This window comes from Acidimangrovimonas pyrenivorans (genome assembly GCF_042643245.1).
GTDB lineage: Bacteria > Pseudomonadota > Alphaproteobacteria > Rhodobacterales > Rhodobacteraceae > Acidimangrovimonas > Acidimangrovimonas pyrenivorans.
Genome location: NZ_JBHRSK010000004.1, coordinates 288,743 through 304,134, shown reverse-complemented (window position 1 = coordinate 304,134; position 15,392 = coordinate 288,743). Strand labels below are relative to the sequence as shown.

The 15,392-nt window shown below is 62.9% G+C and carries 18 protein-coding genes; 11 read left to right on the top strand and 7 right to left on the bottom strand.

The window, feature by feature from the left end; all coding sequences use genetic code 11:
* The first annotated feature begins 47 nt into the window (after nucleotides 1-47).
* Complete coding sequence (locus ACFOES_RS04415) at nucleotides 48-266, top strand: hypothetical protein (RefSeq protein ID WP_377831966.1); 219 nt, start codon at nucleotides 48-50, stop codon at nucleotides 264-266.
* 171 nt (nucleotides 267-437) lie between these two features.
* Nucleotides 438-641, top strand: coding sequence for a hypothetical protein (locus ACFOES_RS04410; RefSeq protein ID WP_377831965.1), 204 nt, complete (start codon nucleotides 438-440; stop codon nucleotides 639-641).
* A gap of 335 nt (nucleotides 642-976) precedes the next feature.
* Here ACFOES_RS04410 and ACFOES_RS04405 read toward each other — a convergent pair whose 3' ends face one another.
* Nucleotides 977-2,545 carry a hypothetical protein gene (locus ACFOES_RS04405; protein ID WP_377831964.1) on the bottom strand — a complete coding sequence of 523 codons (1,569 nt, stop codon included), beginning with the start codon at nucleotides 2,543-2,545 and terminating at the stop codon, nucleotides 977-979.
* Nucleotides 2,546-2,862: 317 nt separating this feature from the next.
* Here ACFOES_RS04405 and ACFOES_RS04400 point away from each other — a divergent pair, with 317 nt between their 5' ends.
* The 4 genes from ACFOES_RS04400 (at nucleotide 2,863) to ACFOES_RS04385 (ending at nucleotide 4,042) form a co-directional block, all read left to right on the top strand.
* The gene (locus tag ACFOES_RS04400) at nucleotides 2,863-3,177 is read left to right on the top strand and encodes a nucleotidyltransferase domain-containing protein (RefSeq protein WP_377831963.1); all 315 of its coding nucleotides are present in this window, start codon (nucleotides 2,863-2,865) and stop codon (nucleotides 3,175-3,177) included.
* 84 nt (nucleotides 3,178-3,261) lie between these two features.
* A complete protein-coding gene (locus ACFOES_RS04395) occupies nucleotides 3,262-3,468 on the top strand; it encodes a hypothetical protein (RefSeq protein WP_377831962.1) in 207 nt (68 codons plus the stop codon).
* Nucleotides 3,468-3,767 (top strand): hypothetical protein, encoded by a 300-nt coding sequence (locus ACFOES_RS04390; RefSeq protein ID WP_377831961.1) that lies wholly within the window; start codon nucleotides 3,468-3,470, stop codon nucleotides 3,765-3,767. Before ACFOES_RS04395 ends, ACFOES_RS04390 begins: the two co-directional genes overlap by 1 nt.
* Nucleotides 3,764-4,042, top strand: a complete 279-nt coding sequence (locus tag ACFOES_RS04385; protein ID WP_377831960.1) for a hypothetical protein — start codon at nucleotides 3,764-3,766, stop codon at nucleotides 4,040-4,042. The genes ACFOES_RS04390 and ACFOES_RS04385 overlap by 4 nt, the downstream gene beginning before the upstream one ends.
* A 160-nt stretch (nucleotides 4,043-4,202) precedes the next feature.
* On the opposite strand, the gene ACFOES_RS04380 is transcribed toward ACFOES_RS04385, so the two are convergent.
* Nucleotides 4,203-4,691, bottom strand: coding sequence for a hypothetical protein (locus ACFOES_RS04380; protein WP_377831959.1), 489 nt, complete (start codon nucleotides 4,689-4,691; stop codon nucleotides 4,203-4,205).
* Nucleotides 4,692-4,734: 43 nt separating this feature from the next.
* Here ACFOES_RS04380 and ACFOES_RS04375 point away from each other — a divergent pair, with 43 nt between their 5' ends.
* Genes ACFOES_RS04375 through ACFOES_RS04365 form a run of 3 tightly spaced genes read left to right on the top strand, consistent with a single transcriptional unit; the run spans nucleotide 4,735 to nucleotide 6,953 of the window.
* Nucleotides 4,735-5,403: an MT-A70 family methyltransferase gene (locus ACFOES_RS04375; RefSeq protein ID WP_377831958.1), complete on the top strand. Its 669-nt coding sequence runs from the start codon at nucleotides 4,735-4,737 to the stop codon at nucleotides 5,401-5,403.
* 12 nt (nucleotides 5,404-5,415) lie between these two features.
* Nucleotides 5,416-6,510 carry a hypothetical protein gene (locus ACFOES_RS04370; RefSeq protein ID WP_377831957.1) on the top strand — a complete coding sequence of 365 codons (1,095 nt, stop codon included), beginning with the start codon at nucleotides 5,416-5,418 and terminating at the stop codon, nucleotides 6,508-6,510.
* Nucleotides 6,507-6,953, top strand: coding sequence for a type II toxin-antitoxin system VapC family toxin (locus tag ACFOES_RS04365; protein WP_377831956.1), 447 nt, complete (start codon nucleotides 6,507-6,509; stop codon nucleotides 6,951-6,953). The genes ACFOES_RS04370 and ACFOES_RS04365 overlap by 4 nt, the downstream gene beginning before the upstream one ends.
* Nucleotides 6,954-6,959: 6 nt before the next feature.
* Here the strand turns inward: ACFOES_RS04365 and ACFOES_RS04360 are convergent, their stop codons facing one another.
* The 3 genes from ACFOES_RS04360 to ACFOES_RS04350 form a co-directional block, all read right to left on the bottom strand.
* Nucleotides 6,960-7,694, bottom strand: a complete 735-nt coding sequence (locus ACFOES_RS04360; RefSeq protein ID WP_377833002.1) for a BglII/BstYI family type II restriction endonuclease — start codon at nucleotides 7,692-7,694, stop codon at nucleotides 6,960-6,962.
* Between the two features lie 224 nt (nucleotides 7,695-7,918).
* A complete protein-coding gene (gene guaB, locus ACFOES_RS04355) occupies nucleotides 7,919-9,367 on the bottom strand; it encodes an IMP dehydrogenase (RefSeq protein WP_377831955.1) in 1,449 nt (482 codons plus the stop codon).
* Nucleotides 9,368-9,457: 90 nt separating this feature from the next.
* Complete coding sequence (locus ACFOES_RS04350) at nucleotides 9,458-10,438, bottom strand: TDT family transporter (protein ID WP_377831954.1); 981 nt, start codon at nucleotides 10,436-10,438, stop codon at nucleotides 9,458-9,460.
* Between the two features lie 183 nt (nucleotides 10,439-10,621).
* Here ACFOES_RS04350 and speB point away from each other — a divergent pair, with 183 nt between their 5' ends.
* Nucleotides 10,622-11,584 (top strand): agmatinase, encoded by a 963-nt coding sequence (speB, locus tag ACFOES_RS04345; RefSeq protein ID WP_377831953.1) that lies wholly within the window; start codon nucleotides 10,622-10,624, stop codon nucleotides 11,582-11,584.
* An 80-nt stretch (nucleotides 11,585-11,664) separates the two neighbouring features.
* Here speB and ACFOES_RS04340 read toward each other — a convergent pair whose 3' ends face one another.
* On the bottom strand, nucleotides 11,665-12,444 hold the full coding sequence (locus tag ACFOES_RS04340; RefSeq protein ID WP_377831952.1) for an HpcH/HpaI aldolase family protein: 780 nt from the start codon (nucleotides 12,442-12,444) through the stop codon (nucleotides 11,665-11,667).
* Between the two features lie 157 nt (nucleotides 12,445-12,601).
* Here ACFOES_RS04340 and ACFOES_RS04335 point away from each other — a divergent pair, with 157 nt between their 5' ends.
* Nucleotides 12,602-13,567 (top strand): glucokinase, encoded by a 966-nt coding sequence (locus tag ACFOES_RS04335; protein WP_377831951.1) that lies wholly within the window; start codon nucleotides 12,602-12,604, stop codon nucleotides 13,565-13,567.
* A 190-nt stretch (nucleotides 13,568-13,757) separates the two neighbouring features.
* Here the strand turns inward: ACFOES_RS04335 and ACFOES_RS04330 are convergent, their stop codons facing one another.
* Nucleotides 13,758-15,389 (bottom strand): alpha-D-glucose phosphate-specific phosphoglucomutase, encoded by a 1,632-nt coding sequence (locus ACFOES_RS04330; RefSeq protein ID WP_377831950.1) that lies wholly within the window; start codon nucleotides 15,387-15,389, stop codon nucleotides 13,758-13,760.
* Nucleotides 15,390-15,392: the final 3 nt, after the last annotated feature.

The following is a 15,392-nucleotide window of genomic DNA, read 5'->3' as shown; positions in this document are numbered from 1 at the left end:
ACGATCTTCTGTAGCTGCGCGACGGATGATCGCAAAGGAGACCTGACTTGAGCAACCACCTTGGACTCGTCTGCCCCAACTGTGGGTCAGACAACATCGGCATCATCACCACCATCGAGATCCCGCTTCTCGACGGAGAGTTCACCGTTGATCCTACGAACGTCGTTATAGACCCTGTCGAAGAGCAGTTCGCAGATTGCTACGAGTGCAAGCATTCTGTGCTCGCTGTCCAGCTTGTCCGTGAAGACGACTACGAAGAAGAGTGACTGCCTCAATGTAGAGCTTGCAAGGATGTATACACACGTTCTCATGCTTGACGCGTCAGTGGGAGAAGGGCGGTGGTGTGCCTGTTCTCCGTCAGGGAAATCTCCCCGCCCGGCTTGACCGCCGTATCAGACGAAGAGCATCATCATGCGAGATGCACGAAAGGGGTCTCCATGTCGTCTGGCGAGCGCAATGAGCGGAAGAAGAAAGGCCTTCTCGATCTGCTGGCAGCCTGGGCGCCTCTTGAGGAAGGGCTTCCGGACATACAGGACGAAACCGCGCGCGCGGAAGAGAGGAACCGCATCTTGCTGGACGAAGGCTGCGTGATCGTCCAGGACGATGAGCGGCGGAGCAGAGACGAGTCGAAGCAGCGCTGAGGCGACACGTGCGCGTAGGATCGCACGGAAGGACCTTTATCAAGTCCAGGTGAGCATCTTCGGATGGCAGAGGTGAGCTGCGGGATACTACATGCGTCGGAAGTATACCGTCATCCTGGCGCGCTCGGACGGACACGCCCGGCAAGACTATCTGCGTCCGATTCTATGCTGATCGACAGCAACGCCGGCATAAGATCCGTTAACGACGCTCGCTTCGAAGAGGATATGCCAGGCTCCATCACGTAGCGCCTGGCGGATCTGTTCCATGTCTTCTGCTTGACAGTTGCGGGGCGTGACTATGCCGGGATATCTGTCCCGGACAGGCCTGACGAGCTTCAGCCGCGCACCCTCGGACCTCGGACGCGCTCGAGCACTCGGAACTTCTCACGGCCTCCTGGGTTCGACTTGAAGTAGCCGACTGCTTCAGCGACACCTCTGATGCTTTCCGCAAGGTCGTATGCAGTGTCAACGAGCTGAGCCGCCTGGTCACGACCTTTCTGATACTCCGCCTCGAACTCGCGACGCTCCTGCGCGAGCTCGAGCTGATCAGCATGCAGCCGGCTGCGCTCTTGCACGAGCTTGAGAAGGTCCGCATCCCTCTTCTTCTCGAAATCGGCACGCTCACTTTCCCATGACTGGCGCTGCTTCTCTCGCTCTTCCTCAATCCGTTCCTTGGATTTCTTGTTCAGCTCGTCGACTTGACGCCGAGTTTTTGAGAGCCGCTTGAGAGCCGCGGAGCCAGGATCCGAGATGATCTCGTCTGCTGTGCCATAGTCGCTCTCATAGCGCTTGAGCAGCTCTGTCCTGGCGCGACGAGAAGAAGATTCATGCCGTTCGACAGACGTCAGGACACCGAGCTCGACGAGATAGTCGAGGGCAAGATTCTGGGCATTGTCTTTGCGCAGATTTCCACTCCTCGATCGCTGCTTTGCCTGCTCTTTGAGCAGCCACATGCGGCGGGCGTTTTTCGCGCCGGCCGGGATTTTGAGGCCGCCATGCCCCATCATCTTTAGAGCGAGATCTTCTTCCTGAAAAAACTGGACGGCACTTTCGTGGGCGCCACGCGCAGCCATTGCCCTGGCCTCCCCGCGGACGATGTTGAGATGCTTGTAACGGTCCTGAGCGAACCATTCCCCGACAGCGTCTTGTGCGAGCTCGTAGCCTTTACGGTGACCAAGTTTCTTGACCTCACCGTCGACCATTTTCATGATCGGTTCGCCACCTATTAGCCGGTGCTGTGAGGTCTGGAAACGCTTGCGACCATGCGCGAACCGCACGCTCGGCTCGTGCTCTTTATAGCCGACCAGGAGCCCCTGAATGTGGACCGACTGCTCGTCGAGATCGACCCGAGCATACCGCAGCATGTCACCGAATTCGTTCTTGAGAAACGCCATCGAGCTGTTGACGAACTCCCTTGCCTTGCGCAGATCGAACGCGACACTGGTCCCAGTATCGTCGAGGAACTCGAGCCGGAATTCTGATGGGCAATCCTCACCAGCGAGGAAGAAATCGCGGTGCAGCGTGAGCACGAACTCACGAAGAGGACCCCTACCCTTCTTCTGCCGATCGAACGGATCTTGTTTGCCGGCGGCAAGTGCTTCGAAGTGTTCTTTCCGGCGCCCGGCGCGCTTGAGGCCTTCTAGATTCGAGACAAAGTTGTGCTCGCTCATCGCATCAGCTTCAGCGCGAATTTCCCGCGCGATCGCGTTCGAGCCGATGAGTATCCGGTTGAGATGTGAGCGGCTCTTATCGACGTGGTCGACGTTTCCGATGCGACGCTCTGCATGTCCAATGATGCCTGCGACATCGTCTGGATGAACACTCTCAAGTCTGAAAACGGCAGGGAACTTTCCGTCCGCGCGCTGGCGCTCAGCGTAGGTTGCGATCTGCTCTTTCTGTTCCATGTCGAACTCCTGGATTGACCAGGAGATCGAGCCCTCGATCTGTGTTCGCTCCACATGCCTTGGAGAACTTCCTGTCAGATCCTGACTGGGCCTTACTTACTATGTCGCTGTCAGGATGACATCGCGCCTGGCGGCGCCCCTGGAGGGGACAGTAAGCAAGGGGAGTAGGTTGCACCTTCCCCTCAAACCCCAAACCGCTACCATGCACCCTATGACACTCTACGAATGGTCTATCCCCGTCGGGGCACTCTGTCTGAGCATCCTCGCTGTAGCTTATGCTCGGCGACTGTCTCGCAAATTCGACATCGAGCATCGAGATGAATGACGATGTCGAGCTCACTATCCTCGTAGATCTATGCAAGTCTGAACTTGGCGCTTCCGAGGTCTGGCTGTTCGGCAGCAGGGCGCGTGGCGACGCCCGGCCCGGGAGCGACTGGGACATCCTCGCCGTCATCCCCGACGACGCACCTGAGGACATCGACGAACCTGAGAACACATTTCGCGTCAAGCGGAAGTCCAACCTGCTTGTCGACCTTCTGACAGTGCGGGCCAGCGATTTCGCCGAGGCAAGGGACACCGTCAACACCATCAGCCACGCCGCGGCCAGCCATGGCATCCGGCTTGACATCTGACAGAGATTTTTTCTCAAACATGCTGAAAAAAACTTTGGTCCCAGTCGCCTTGGCGCATCTCCTTTTCATCAAAGGAGAACGCACATGACAAACCGCTTTGACACACTTCAGCTCTTCTACCGAGACGCGCGGCAAGCTATCGCAGATCGCCGCGAAAGACGTCTGCAGCTCTGGCTTGATCATCCTGGTCATCCTGTCCTCGATCACTTGCAAGAAGAGATCGACCGTCTTGAGATCCATGCTGCTGATCTTATTGATCAGATGCGTGCTCTTGCGAGTGAGGCTGTGTGATGAAATCAGCTCGCGAGTTCAAGCAAAGGATCCTTGCCCGCGTCGAAGCGATCCACGGCCTCCCAATCAGTTGGCCGTCACCCTTCGGAAACCGCACGAACGGAGACATCTGGAAATCGGCGGCAGAGCGCGCTGCGGACGAGCTCATTGGGATGATCGGCATGTATGCGGAGATGGGATACGACTGGTTCGATGCGCAGTTCGAGGTGCGTCTTGTTGGTCATTACAACGCAGAGGTGACGCGCCGGCATGACCTCGAGGCTATCTCGTTTTCCGGAAAGTGCGAGTGCTTGGCATGACAGTCATTGACACACTCAATTCGAAGATCTCCGCTGATCCAGGGGCATTCATGGCTCTTTCCTGGATCCTGATGAAGCAGGAGCAGCTTGGGCGACAGGGCGAAGATTTGCTTGCCTTCGGAGCAGAGCTTCTCCGCGCTTACGAGGGAGACGACAGCGACGAGGCAGAGACCGTTTCGCGCACATACGACCGACTGTTCCGAGTCATCTCTGATTACTTCACAGAGGACCCGGAAGACGCCTGCGAGCTCCAGGCCAGGATCGTCAGCAAATGACAGTCGATGTCTAACCCGTCGCCGCCGGCGCCGTCCGCCACGAATACCTCGAGGCGGGCCGCCAAATCTCCCGCACATTCACTGCCCCGGCCGGCGGCAGACTGGTCTCGGAGATCAAGTGCCGCGGATCAGCTTCGAGAGCAATACAGCCCCCTACCATTCAGTCGTCCGGAATGTCTTTGAAGCGACCGTGGATTCTCGAACCGAGTCCGCGCTCTTCTCGCTTGCGATTGACCATGTCTCGCGTATTGCGTCTCGCTTCATTGCTCGTCTCTGTCTCTTCAGCCGACCGCTCTACGAAAAACTCTTGAACATCAGCGAGCTTCCCGCGCGCTGCTTTGAACGCTTCATTGAAACGATCACCGACACGTGGGAGGATCCTCGACTGCGCCTGATCAGGAAGCTCACGAGCATGCCGCAGGCTCAGAGACTTGTCGGGTTCGCGGACGATGTAGGCATGCTCATGGCCTGGTCGCAAATCGTCAACATGAAGCCCAATCCCGGCGACGACCAGACCCAACTCTCGGCAGAGCTCGTTGTAGCGATCAAGGAACTCTTGCACCCTCTGCTCATCTTCTGTCTGTAGCCGGTGTTCCATGATCGCCTCCATTCCCGCCATCTCGCCAGAGAACCAATTGTCGTATACCATGTGTTGTTCTACAAACTAAGAACAACACAAGGGGAGCGACTCAATGACGGCAGCGAAAGACCTGCGCGAATTTCTCGGTGACGACAAGTTCGCAACGGTGATGGCCGATCCGCCGTGGCGCTTCCAGAACCGGACTGGGAAGATCGCGCCGGAACACAAGCGCCTCGCACGCTACCCGACCATGACGCTCGAAGAGATCTGCGAGCTTCCGGTTGCTGACCACCTGGAGGATCGGGCGCACTGTTACCTGTGGGTTCCGAATGCTCTCCTGCCGGAGGGACTCCAGGTGCTGAAAGCGTGGGGCTTCGACTACAAGAGCCACATTGTGTGGGAGAAGATCCGAAAAGACGGTGGCCCGGATGGTCGTGGCGTCGGCTTCTACTTCAGGAACGTGACGGAGATCCTTCTGTTCGGGACCCGCGGCAAGAACGCACGCACTCTGCAGCCCGGCAGGCGCCAAGTGAACTTCATCGAGGCTCCTGAGCAAGTGGAACCCGATGGTGACCTTCTGAAGACGCGAAAACGTGAGCACAGCCGGAAGCCTGACGAGCAATACTCGATCATTGAGTCATGCTCATGGGGCCCATTTCTGGAACTATTCGGCCGTGGTGTGCGCGACGGCTGGACTGTCTGGGGCAACCAGGCTGACGACGACTACAAGCCGACTTGGAAGACGTATTCCTACAACTCGAGTATTTCAGCCGCAGAATGAGGTCTCCAATCATTGGCAGACGAAAATGAGATCTGGCGGCCTGGTAGCTTCACCAAGAATTTTTCTTGGGGAAGGTCCAACGTGGGCCTTTCAGAACTTCATTCTGTCATTCGCATCGGTTTCAATGATGAGCTAAGAGACATCCCACGAGACCTATTCAGGGAGCGAATCTCACGCACCAATAGGCCAGACTACATCCCGATCAACTTCTTCCTTTTCAATCGCGTAGAAGATGGCGAGAGCCTGATATGCGTCGACGAGTTGGTCTTTCAGGCGCTGTCTTGGGAACATGGCGAGTCATTCGACAGAATTGCCCTGTTTGCCTTCCTATTCAGTTTTGCCGGAAGATGGAAAGGGGCCAAGAAGGACCAACGCAGGCCAGCAATGTGGGCAAATGCCTATGTCAGAGAGCATGTTGCGGAGAGTCTCGATTGGAAAACAAACCTAATCAACGCAGATGACATCCAGCGCTTCGTAGACAACGATCCTCGATACCATGCAGAGACATCCAGGAAACTCGCCACGAACCTGAATTTCCTGCTCAAAATCGGACGAATTCAGGACTTCCATGACAAGCGTGTCCAACGGTGGTGGGTCGACTGCCTGTTTCTTGCACTCGACCGATTGCTGGAAGATGAGAAGATCTCCGGACGCAGCCCATCACCATCAGCATATTCATCTCTGCTTGCTCGGAGCGGGTTCCTCGAGTTGACAGGTGGCTCGAACTTGGAAAAATCGCTCGCGATCAAGCACCTGATCCGGCTCTACGTCGCACTTGGTGGACGAAGCCGGCTTTCAGCAGAGGATGTTGTCGAGAGAACCCGTAACCTGTCTCCTGACGCATACATCGCTCAGCCGAATGACCCTCGCCCACGGGGAGCCATCCATCTCACCAACCCGAGAATTCTCAAGAGCATTCCTCCCATTTGCTCACAACTCGCAATGGTCGCAGGCTTCGAGGTCATCTCTCCAGACGAGATGGAAGACTTGGATGTAAAGGAGTTCATCTCCGCTCGAACCAAATCTGCGCTTGCCGTTCTCAAGGAAAGTGGGATCAGGCCGACTATGTCGCTTGAAGAGCTTCTGAGGGTGACACGCGAAAAATGACGACGTTGCTTGATACGAATATCGTGATCGCTCTCCTGGAGCCTGAGGACCACTTTCACGCTTGGGCCACAGAAAGACTTGAGGACCTGAAAGCAGACGGACCGACTGTTATCTCTGATATCGTCTACTGTGAGGTATCTGTGGCGATGGACAACCGTGATCAAATGGACGAGGCAATTTCCTCTCTTGGACTTGATCGCATACCTTGCAGCAACGAGGCTCTTTTTCGAGCAGGAAAAGCCTACCTAAGATACAAGCAAGAGAACAAAGGACCCAAACTCGGCGTTCTCCCAGACTTTATCATCGGAGCACTTGCTGACGCCGAGGGTATCCCACTTTGGACCACAAACCGCCAAGACTACGTCGGCTACTATCCTGATCTCGAACTCATCGTCCCACCAGGTGATGGAGCAGAGGAAGAGACGGCCGCCGCTGAAGCGTGAAGCTGTTCACTCTACGATTACGCCGACAGGCAGGCCGATAAGAAGCATTGGGCACGGATTGCCAACGCCACGGTCGATCCGCTCCTTCAGCTTCGACCAGTGCGTCGTTGCTGTCCCGAACTTGTCCGAGACGAAGTGCTTCGCGAAGGCATCAGCAAACGGTATCTGCTGCTGCATCAGTTTGTCGACAGCCTCTTTCTGCCGCTTTGTCCGGTCTTTCATCTTGAACCGGTCAACCAGGTCGGCATCGTCGATGATGCCGTGCTTCTGTATGCAGCGCTGAATGATCCCCTGCATTGCGTCCTGCATCGAGGATCCGCGGGTGATCATCACACCAATCGAGATCGCAGACTGGCCGTGAAGACGCTGGAAATTTTCGAGGTCCCGGTCGAAGAACGGGTCCTTGTTGTTCCATTCGATCTCAAGCGCGATCGTCCCTGCATCGCTCCGGCGGACATGGTCGATCTCGTGGCTGTGTGAAACGGTCTCTTTTCCGTCGACGATGAGTTGAAAGTCGAAGTTGTGCTTCGGCCACTCGGCTTCGTAGAGACGCCGGCGAAGTCGTTGCGTAGACTGCGCCTCGCCACCTCCGGAGCCGATCAACTCCTCCGCTGGTATTGAGACTTCCATCAACGCATCGACAAGTTCCTGCGCCTGATCTGGAAAATCAACGGCCATGATCGCCCCGGCGTGGTTCCGGATTGCGACGTCGAATCCATTCTTGAGAAGCTTTTCGAACATGGTCACCGCACAACTTGATGTTGCGCAATGGATTCACGCTGAGGCCGTGGAATGCAACATCGGAATCGAAATTCTCAATGAAAGCTGAAGGTCGGACTGAAGTTAAACTGATCTGTTTGCTTCAGTTTACTTCAGTCAGACACGACATGTTCTTGCATCGTTCCCGCATCGTTCTCCCACTTCTTGAAGCACCAAGAACTCAGATGCGCCACTTAACTCATTGATTATCCAATGCGATAGTTCGGGCTCTCGCGGGTAATCTGGACGTCGTGGACGTGGCTTTCGCTCAGCCCGGCGCCGGTGATGCGCACGAACTTGCAGTTCTTCCGCATCTCGGCCACGGTCGCGTTGCCGGTATAGCCCATCGCCGCGCGCAAGCCGCCGACCAGCTGGTGGATCACCGCCCCGGCGCCGCCCTTGTAGGGCACCTGGCCCTCGATCCCCTCGGGCACCAGCTTGTCGCTGGCCGCGTCCTTCTGGAAGTAGCGGTCGGCCGAGCCGCGCGCCATCGCGCCCAGCGAGCCCATGCCGCGATAGACCTTGTAGCTGCGGCCCTGGTAGAGGATCACCTCGCCCGGGCTCTCGTCGGTGCCGGCGATGGCGCTGCCGACCATGGCGCAGGAGGCGCCGGCGGCGATCGCCTTGGCGAAGTCGCCCGAGAACTTGATGCCGCCATCGGCGATCACCGGCGTATCGCCGGCCGCGGCGGCGGAATCCATGATCGCGGTCAGCTGCGGCACGCCGACCCCGGCGACGACACGGGTGGTGCAGATCGAGCCCGGGCCGATGCCGACCTTGACCGCATCCGCCCCGGCGCCGATCAGCGCCTTGGTCGCCTCACCCGTCGCGACGTTGCCGGCGACGACCTGGACCGAGTTCGAGAAGGTCTTGATCCGCTCGACCGCCATCGCCACGCCTTCGCTATGGCCGTGGGCGGTGTCGATCACCACCATGTCGACCCCGGCCTCGATCAGCGCCTGGCTGCGCTCGAACCCCTCGTTGCCGACGGTCGAGGCGGCGGCGACGCGCAGCCGGCCGAGATCGTCCTTGCAGGCCTGCGGGTTGAGCACCGCCATCTCGGTGTCCTTCAGGGTCAGCAGCCCGGTCAGCTTGCCGTCCTTGTCGGTGACCAGCAGCTTCTCGATCCGCCGCGCCTTCATCAGGCTTTTCGCCTCGTCGCGGTCGGCCGGTTCGGTCAGCACGGCAAGGTTGTCCGAGGTCATCATCACCCGCACCGGCGTCTTGTCGTCGCTGGCGAAGCGCATGTCGCGGTTGGTGACGATGCCGACGACGCGGCCGGTCTCGTCAACCACCGGGAAGCCGGTGACATTGAAGCGCGCCTGCAGCTCCTTGGCATCGGCCAGGGTCTGGTCGGGGCGCAGGGTGATCGGGTTGTAGACGATGCCGCTTTCGAAACGCTTGACCCGGCGGACCTCGTCGGCCTGCTGTTCGATGGTCAGGTTGCGGTGGATCACGCCCATGCCGCCGGCCTGGGCCATGGCGATCGCCATCCGCGATTCGGTCACCGTATCCATCGCCGAGCTGAGCAGCGGGATGTTCAAACGGATCGACCGGGTGACATGGGTCGAGGTATCGGCCGTCGACGGCATCACGGAGGATGCGGCCGGAACCAGCAGGACATCGTCGAAGGTAAGCGCCTCGCGAATCTCCATCGGGGGGTCTCCTTGGAGGGTATTCGTTTGGCAGTTCCCTATTTCACGCATGGCAGGGAAAGGAAAGAGCCGATCTGCCCTTTCCCGCGCTCACGCTGTCGCAGCGTTGGTCTTCACCGCCAGCTGGCCCTTGGCCCAGAGCTGCAGCACCTTGACCGCGATCGGCGGCACGATCAGCGTCGCCGCCACCAGCCCGACCCCGCCGGCATAGCGCCAGCCCTCGCCGCCGCCGCTGCGCTCGAGCGCGAAGCAGGCATTGGCGAAGGCGGCCAGCGGGAAGGTGAAGGCGCCCCAGAGCGGGCTGAACCCGGCCGCGATCAGCCAGCGCACCCCGATCCCCATCGCCGCCACCATGGCCAGGGAGACGAGGCCGAAGGCCAGCGCCATGCCGTGCAGGCCCAGCCCGGACGCGACCATGGTGAACAGCGCGGCAGGGGCGAGGTGGATCGCCAGCAGCGGCCGCAGCGGCGCCGGCACCCGGGCGCGCAGCGCCTGCGCCGCGCTCGCCGCCCAGATGAACAGGGCGATCGCCAGCGTCGCCCAGAAGATGACCTGCGACAACAGCACATAACCCAGCGGGATCGCCGCCAGCGGCGCGATGATGAAGCCGACGAAGCTCAGGTGCCAGACCGGCGTCACCATGCGGCTCTCGGCCGGCGCGGCGATCAGGCCGCGGATCAGCAGCACCGCCAGCACCGTGTGGCCGATCAGCGCGATCCACAGCACGACCTGCGCGGCGGGCACGGCATAGGCCAGCGCCGTCGCCGCCAGCAGCAGCCCCGACTGGGTCATCGCCGCCAGCCCGGCGCGGCCCGGCAGCACCTTGAGATCCTCGGCCACCACCGCCGCGCGGCGGACGAACTTGGCCCCGTAAGCCACGACGGCGAAGAGATAAAGCAGGGTAACGGCGCCAAGGATCATATCCGACAGGCCGGGCCCGATGCCAAAGGCGCCGGCACCGTGGCGCCAGCCCAGGCCGAGGCCGAACAGGCCCATGATCGGCGGGAAGATCGCCGGTGGCGTCCGGCGCCAGAGTCCCGGTTTCTGTCCGCTCTGCAGATTCGGCGTCATGGTCGTTCCCTCGTTCTGGCCCTCGTTCTGGCCCTCGTTCTGGCCCCTCGTTCAGGCGCGCCCCAGCCTGCCGTTCCGCGCCCGGCCGCACAAGGCGCAATGCCGCCGCACCCCCTTGCCTCCGCCTCTTGCCTTGGCCGCCGCCCTCGCGCAGTCTCGCCGCAGCAGTCAGAGGGGAATGACATGAGCGGACATGGCTACGACAGCGGGCGGCTGAACCTGCCCTTCGTCGGCATCTCGACCTTCGGCAAGCGCCCTTACGTCGAGGACTGGAGCAGGATCGAGGCCGATGCCGCCATCCTCGGCGCGCCGTTCGATTTCGGCACCCAGTTCCGCCCCGGCGCCCGCTTCGGCCCGCGCGCCGTGCGCGAGGCCTCGACGCTGTTCTCCTTCGGCCATGCCGGCGCCTACGACCACGAGGACGACCGCACCTATCTCGGCCCCGAGACCCGGATCGTCGATCTCGGCGACGCCGACATCGTCCATACCGACACCGAGACCAGCCATGCCAATATCGAGACCGGGGTCCGCGCCATCCTCGACGCCAGGGCCCTCCCGGTGGTGATCGGCGGCGACCATTCGGTCAACATCCCCTGCATCCGCGCCTTCGAGGGCCGCGGCGACATCCACATCCTGCAGATCGACGCCCATCTCGATTTCGTCGACACCCGCCACGGCGTCCGCCACGGCCACGGCAACCCGATGCGCCGCGCCGCCGAGCAACCTTACGTCACCGGCCTGAGCCAGCTCGGCATCCGCAACGTCTCGTCCACGGCCAGGGAGGGCTACGACGCCGCCCGCGCCATGGGCTCCGACATCCTCTCGGTGCGCCAGGTCCGCAAGCTCGGCACCGAGGCGGTGCTGGCCCGGATCCCCAAGGGCGCCCGGCTCTACCTGACGATCGACATCGACGGCTTCTGCCCCTCGATCGCCCCCGGCACCGGCACCCCCAGCCATGGCGGCTTTCTCTATTACGAGGTGCTGGAGCTGCTGCAGGGCGCCGCCCGGGCCCACGAGATCGTCGGCCTCGACCTGGTCGAGGTGGCGCCGGATTACGACCCGAGCGGCTCGACTGCGATCCTTGCCGCCCAGCTCCTGCTCAACACCCTCGGCTTCATCTTCGACGCCCGGAAGGCCGGGGGCTGACGCCTGTCTTTCCCTTCATCTTCACACAAATATCCGCGGGCGGCGGGGGGGGGCAGAGAGCCCCCGCACGCGCCATGCGCTCAGCCCTTCACCGCTTCCCGCGCCTCGCCCGCCAGCGACCGCACCGCCTTGGCCAGGACCGTGACGTCGCCGCCGACGCCGAGGAAGGTCACCCCCAGCCCGGCGTAATAGGCGAACTGCGCCGGGTCGAAGGTGATGATCCCCGCCGCCTTGCCCGCGGCCAGGGTCCGGGCGATGGCGTGTTCGATCGCCGCCACCACGTCGGGATGGCCGGGATTGCCCGGATGGCCCATGTCGGCCGACAGGTCCGCCGGCCCGACGAAGAGGCAGTCGATGCCCTCGACCGCCGCGATGGCATCGACATTCTCGACCGCCTTCGCGCTCTCGATCTGGACCATCAGGCAGATCTCGCCGTTCGCCGTGGTCACGTAATCCGGAATGGCGTTGTAATCCGAGGCCCGCGCCAGCGCCGCCCCCATGCCGCGCACGCCCTCGGGCGGGTAGCGCACCGCCCGCGCCGCCGCCTCCGCCTGCGCCGCGTCGTCGACCATCGGCACCAGCACCGACTGCGCGCCGACATCCAGCACCTGCTTGAGCACCCAGTCCTCGCCCACCGGCACCCGGACGACGGCGGCGACCCCGCGCCCGGCCATCGCCTGCAACTGGTCGCGGATCGTGGTCACGGTATTGGGCCCGTGCTCGCCATCGATCAGGCACCAGTCATAGCCGGCGCCGGCGGCGATCTCGGCCGCCACCGTCGATCCCATGCCGAGCCAGAGCCCGATCTGCATCTCGCCCTTCGCCAGGGCCTGTTTGAGCCGGTTCGCCGGTGCGGGCATCGTCGTCCTCCTGTTGCTGCGCCCCAGCTTTGGCGCGACAGGCGGCGCGGCGCAAGCCCGCCGCCTCACGCTGCCACCCGCCGGCGCTTGCGAAACGCCCCGAAACCGTCCTATCACGCCGGGGCCGGCAGCCGGTCCGGCCCGAGGGAGAGTCACGATGCCCAGGCTTGCCGCCGACCGCTATGCGCTCGTCGCCGATATCGGTGGCACCAATACCCGCGTCGCCCTGGCCGAAGGCCGGCAATTGCTGCCCGAGACCATCCGCCGCTACCGCAATGCCGACCATCCGGGGCTCGAGTCGGTGCTGCGCCGCTACCTGCACGAGGAAGGCGATGTCGATTGCGCCGGCGCCTGCATCGCCGTCGCCGGCCCGGTGCGCGACGGGGTCGGCCGGCTGACCAATCTCGACTGGACCATGGATGCCAGGACGCTGGCGCGGGCGGCGAAGGCGGAAACCGTCGCCATCCTCAACGATCTCGAGGCCCAGGGCCATACGCTCGGCCATCTCGCCCCCGACATGCTGCGCCCGGTCCTGACCGGCCCCGAACCCGCCGCCGACGCCGCCAGGCTGGTGATCGGCGTCGGCACCGGCTTCAACGCCGCCCCGGTGCACGAGACCCGCTGGGGCCGGGTCGTCGCCGCCTCGGAATGCGGCCACGTCACCCTGCCCGCCCGGACCGAGGCCGACCTGCGCCTGTCGCAATTCGTCGAGACCGCGCATGGCTTCCCCGGCGTCGAGGACGTGCTGTCGGGCCGCGGCTTCGAACGGCTCTACCAGTTCGTCAGCCGCGAGGCCGGCCACCCGGCCGGGAAGAAGGCGGCCGAGATCATGGCGACGATGGGGGACGACCCGCGCGCGCGGGAAACGGTCGCGCATTTCGTCCGCCTGTTCGGCGCCGTGGCCGGCGATCTCGCCCTGATCCACCTGCCCTTCGGCGGCATCTTCCTCTGCGGCGGCGTCGCCCGCGCCTTCACCCCGCACCTGGCCGAATTCGGCTTTGCCGCGGCGTTCCGCGACAAGGGCCGCTTCTCCGAGCTGATGACAAGCTTCCCGGTCTCGGTGATCGAGGACGACTACGCCGCCCTGACCGGCTGCGCCGCCCATCTCGCCAGCCTCGGCTGAAGACCCTTCCCACTTTCTGCTCGCCAATATCCCCGGGGGTGAGCAGGCGCCCCGGAAACGCTCCGGTGGAGCGTTTCGCCTGCGAACGGGCGCACCCCCGGGCACACGGCGCAGGGGGGGCAGACGGCCCCCTGCGCCCGGCCAGCACGCCCGGCCCGCTCGGCCGCCGCTGCCGTCCCCAGCCCCCGCCTCAGGTGATGACGTTGGGCTGGTCGCGGCCGATCTGGTGGCGGATGGCGGCCAGGGCATGGGCGGCGCGGATCACCGGCGCCAGCGCCTCCTGCGGATCGAGCCCGTGCTTCGCCGGGTCGGGCTCGTAGCGTTCGAGGTAGAGCCGCAGCGTCGCCCCCGAGGTGCCGGTGCCCGACAGGCGCAGCACGATCCGCGCGCCGTCCTCGAACCGGATCCGTACCCCCTGGGCGCGGCTGACCGAACCGTCGACCGGGTCGGTATAGGCGAAATCGTCCGCCGAGGCGATCCGCATGCCCTCGATCTCGGTCCCCATCAGGGTCGGCAGGTCGGCATGCAGCTCGTGCATCATCTGCTCGGCCGCCTTGGTATCCAGCGCCTCGAAATCGTGGCGGCTGTAGTAATTGCGGCCGAAGCGCCGCCAGTGATCGGCAAGGATCTCGGCCACGCTCTGGCCGCGCACGGCGAGGATGTTGAGCCACAGCAGCACCGCCCAGAGCCCGTCCTTCTCGCGCACGTGGTCCGAGCCGGTGCCGAAGCTCTCCTCGCCGCAGATCGTCGCCTTGCCGGCATCGAGCAGGTTGCCGAAGAACTTCCAGCCGGTCGGCGTCTCGTAGGCCTCGATCCCCAGCGCCTCGGCCACCCGGTCGACCGCCGTCGAGGTCGGCATCGAGCGCGCCACGCCCTTGAGCCCGGCCTTGTAGCCCGGCGCCAGGTGGGCGTTGGCTGCCAGCACGGCAAGGCTGTCCGACGGCGAGACGTAGATTCCGCGGCCGAGGATCATGTTGCGGTCGCCGTCACCATCCGAGGCAGCGCCGAAATCGGGCGCCTCAGCCCCCATCATCTCGTCCATCAGCCCCCTGGCCCAATGCGGGTTGGGATCGGGATGCATGCCGCCGAAATCGGGTTTCGGGCTGCCATGCATCACCGTGCCCGCGGGCAGGCCGAGCCGGTTTTCCAGGATCTCGGTCGCGTAGGGTCCGGTGACGGCGTTCATCGCGTCGAAGCGCATCGTGAAGCCGCCGGCGATCATCTCGCGGATGGCGTCGAAGTCGAACAGGCCTTCCATCAGCGCGGCGTAATCGGCGACCGGGTCGACCACCTCGACCACCATGTCGTCCAGCGTCTGCTCGCCGGTGCTGCCCAGGTCGATGCCGTCGGTATCCGAGATCCGGTATTCGGTGATCTGCTGCGTCCGGGCGTGGATCGCCTCGGTCACCGCTTCCGGCGCCGGGCCGCCATTGGCGATGTTGTACTTGACGCCGAAATCGGCCTGCGGCCCGCCGGGATTGTGGCTGGCCGATAGGATGATGCCGCCATCGGCCTTGTTGAGCCGGATCAGGTGCGAGGCCGCCGGCGTCGACAGCAGCGCGTCACAACCGACGATCACCCGCGCCGCGCCGTTGGCGGCGGCCATCTTGAGGATCACCTGCGCCGCCTTGTCGTTGAAGAAGCGCCCGTCGCCGCCCAGCACGAAGGTCTTGCCCGCCGCACCGCCGATGGCGTCGAAGATCGACTGGACGAAGTTCTGCAGGTAATGGCGATGGGTGAAGACCGGGGTCTTCTTGCGCAGGCCCGATGTGCCGGGTTTCTGGCCCTCGATCGGCTGGGTTTCGTGGGTGACTGCGGGCATCCT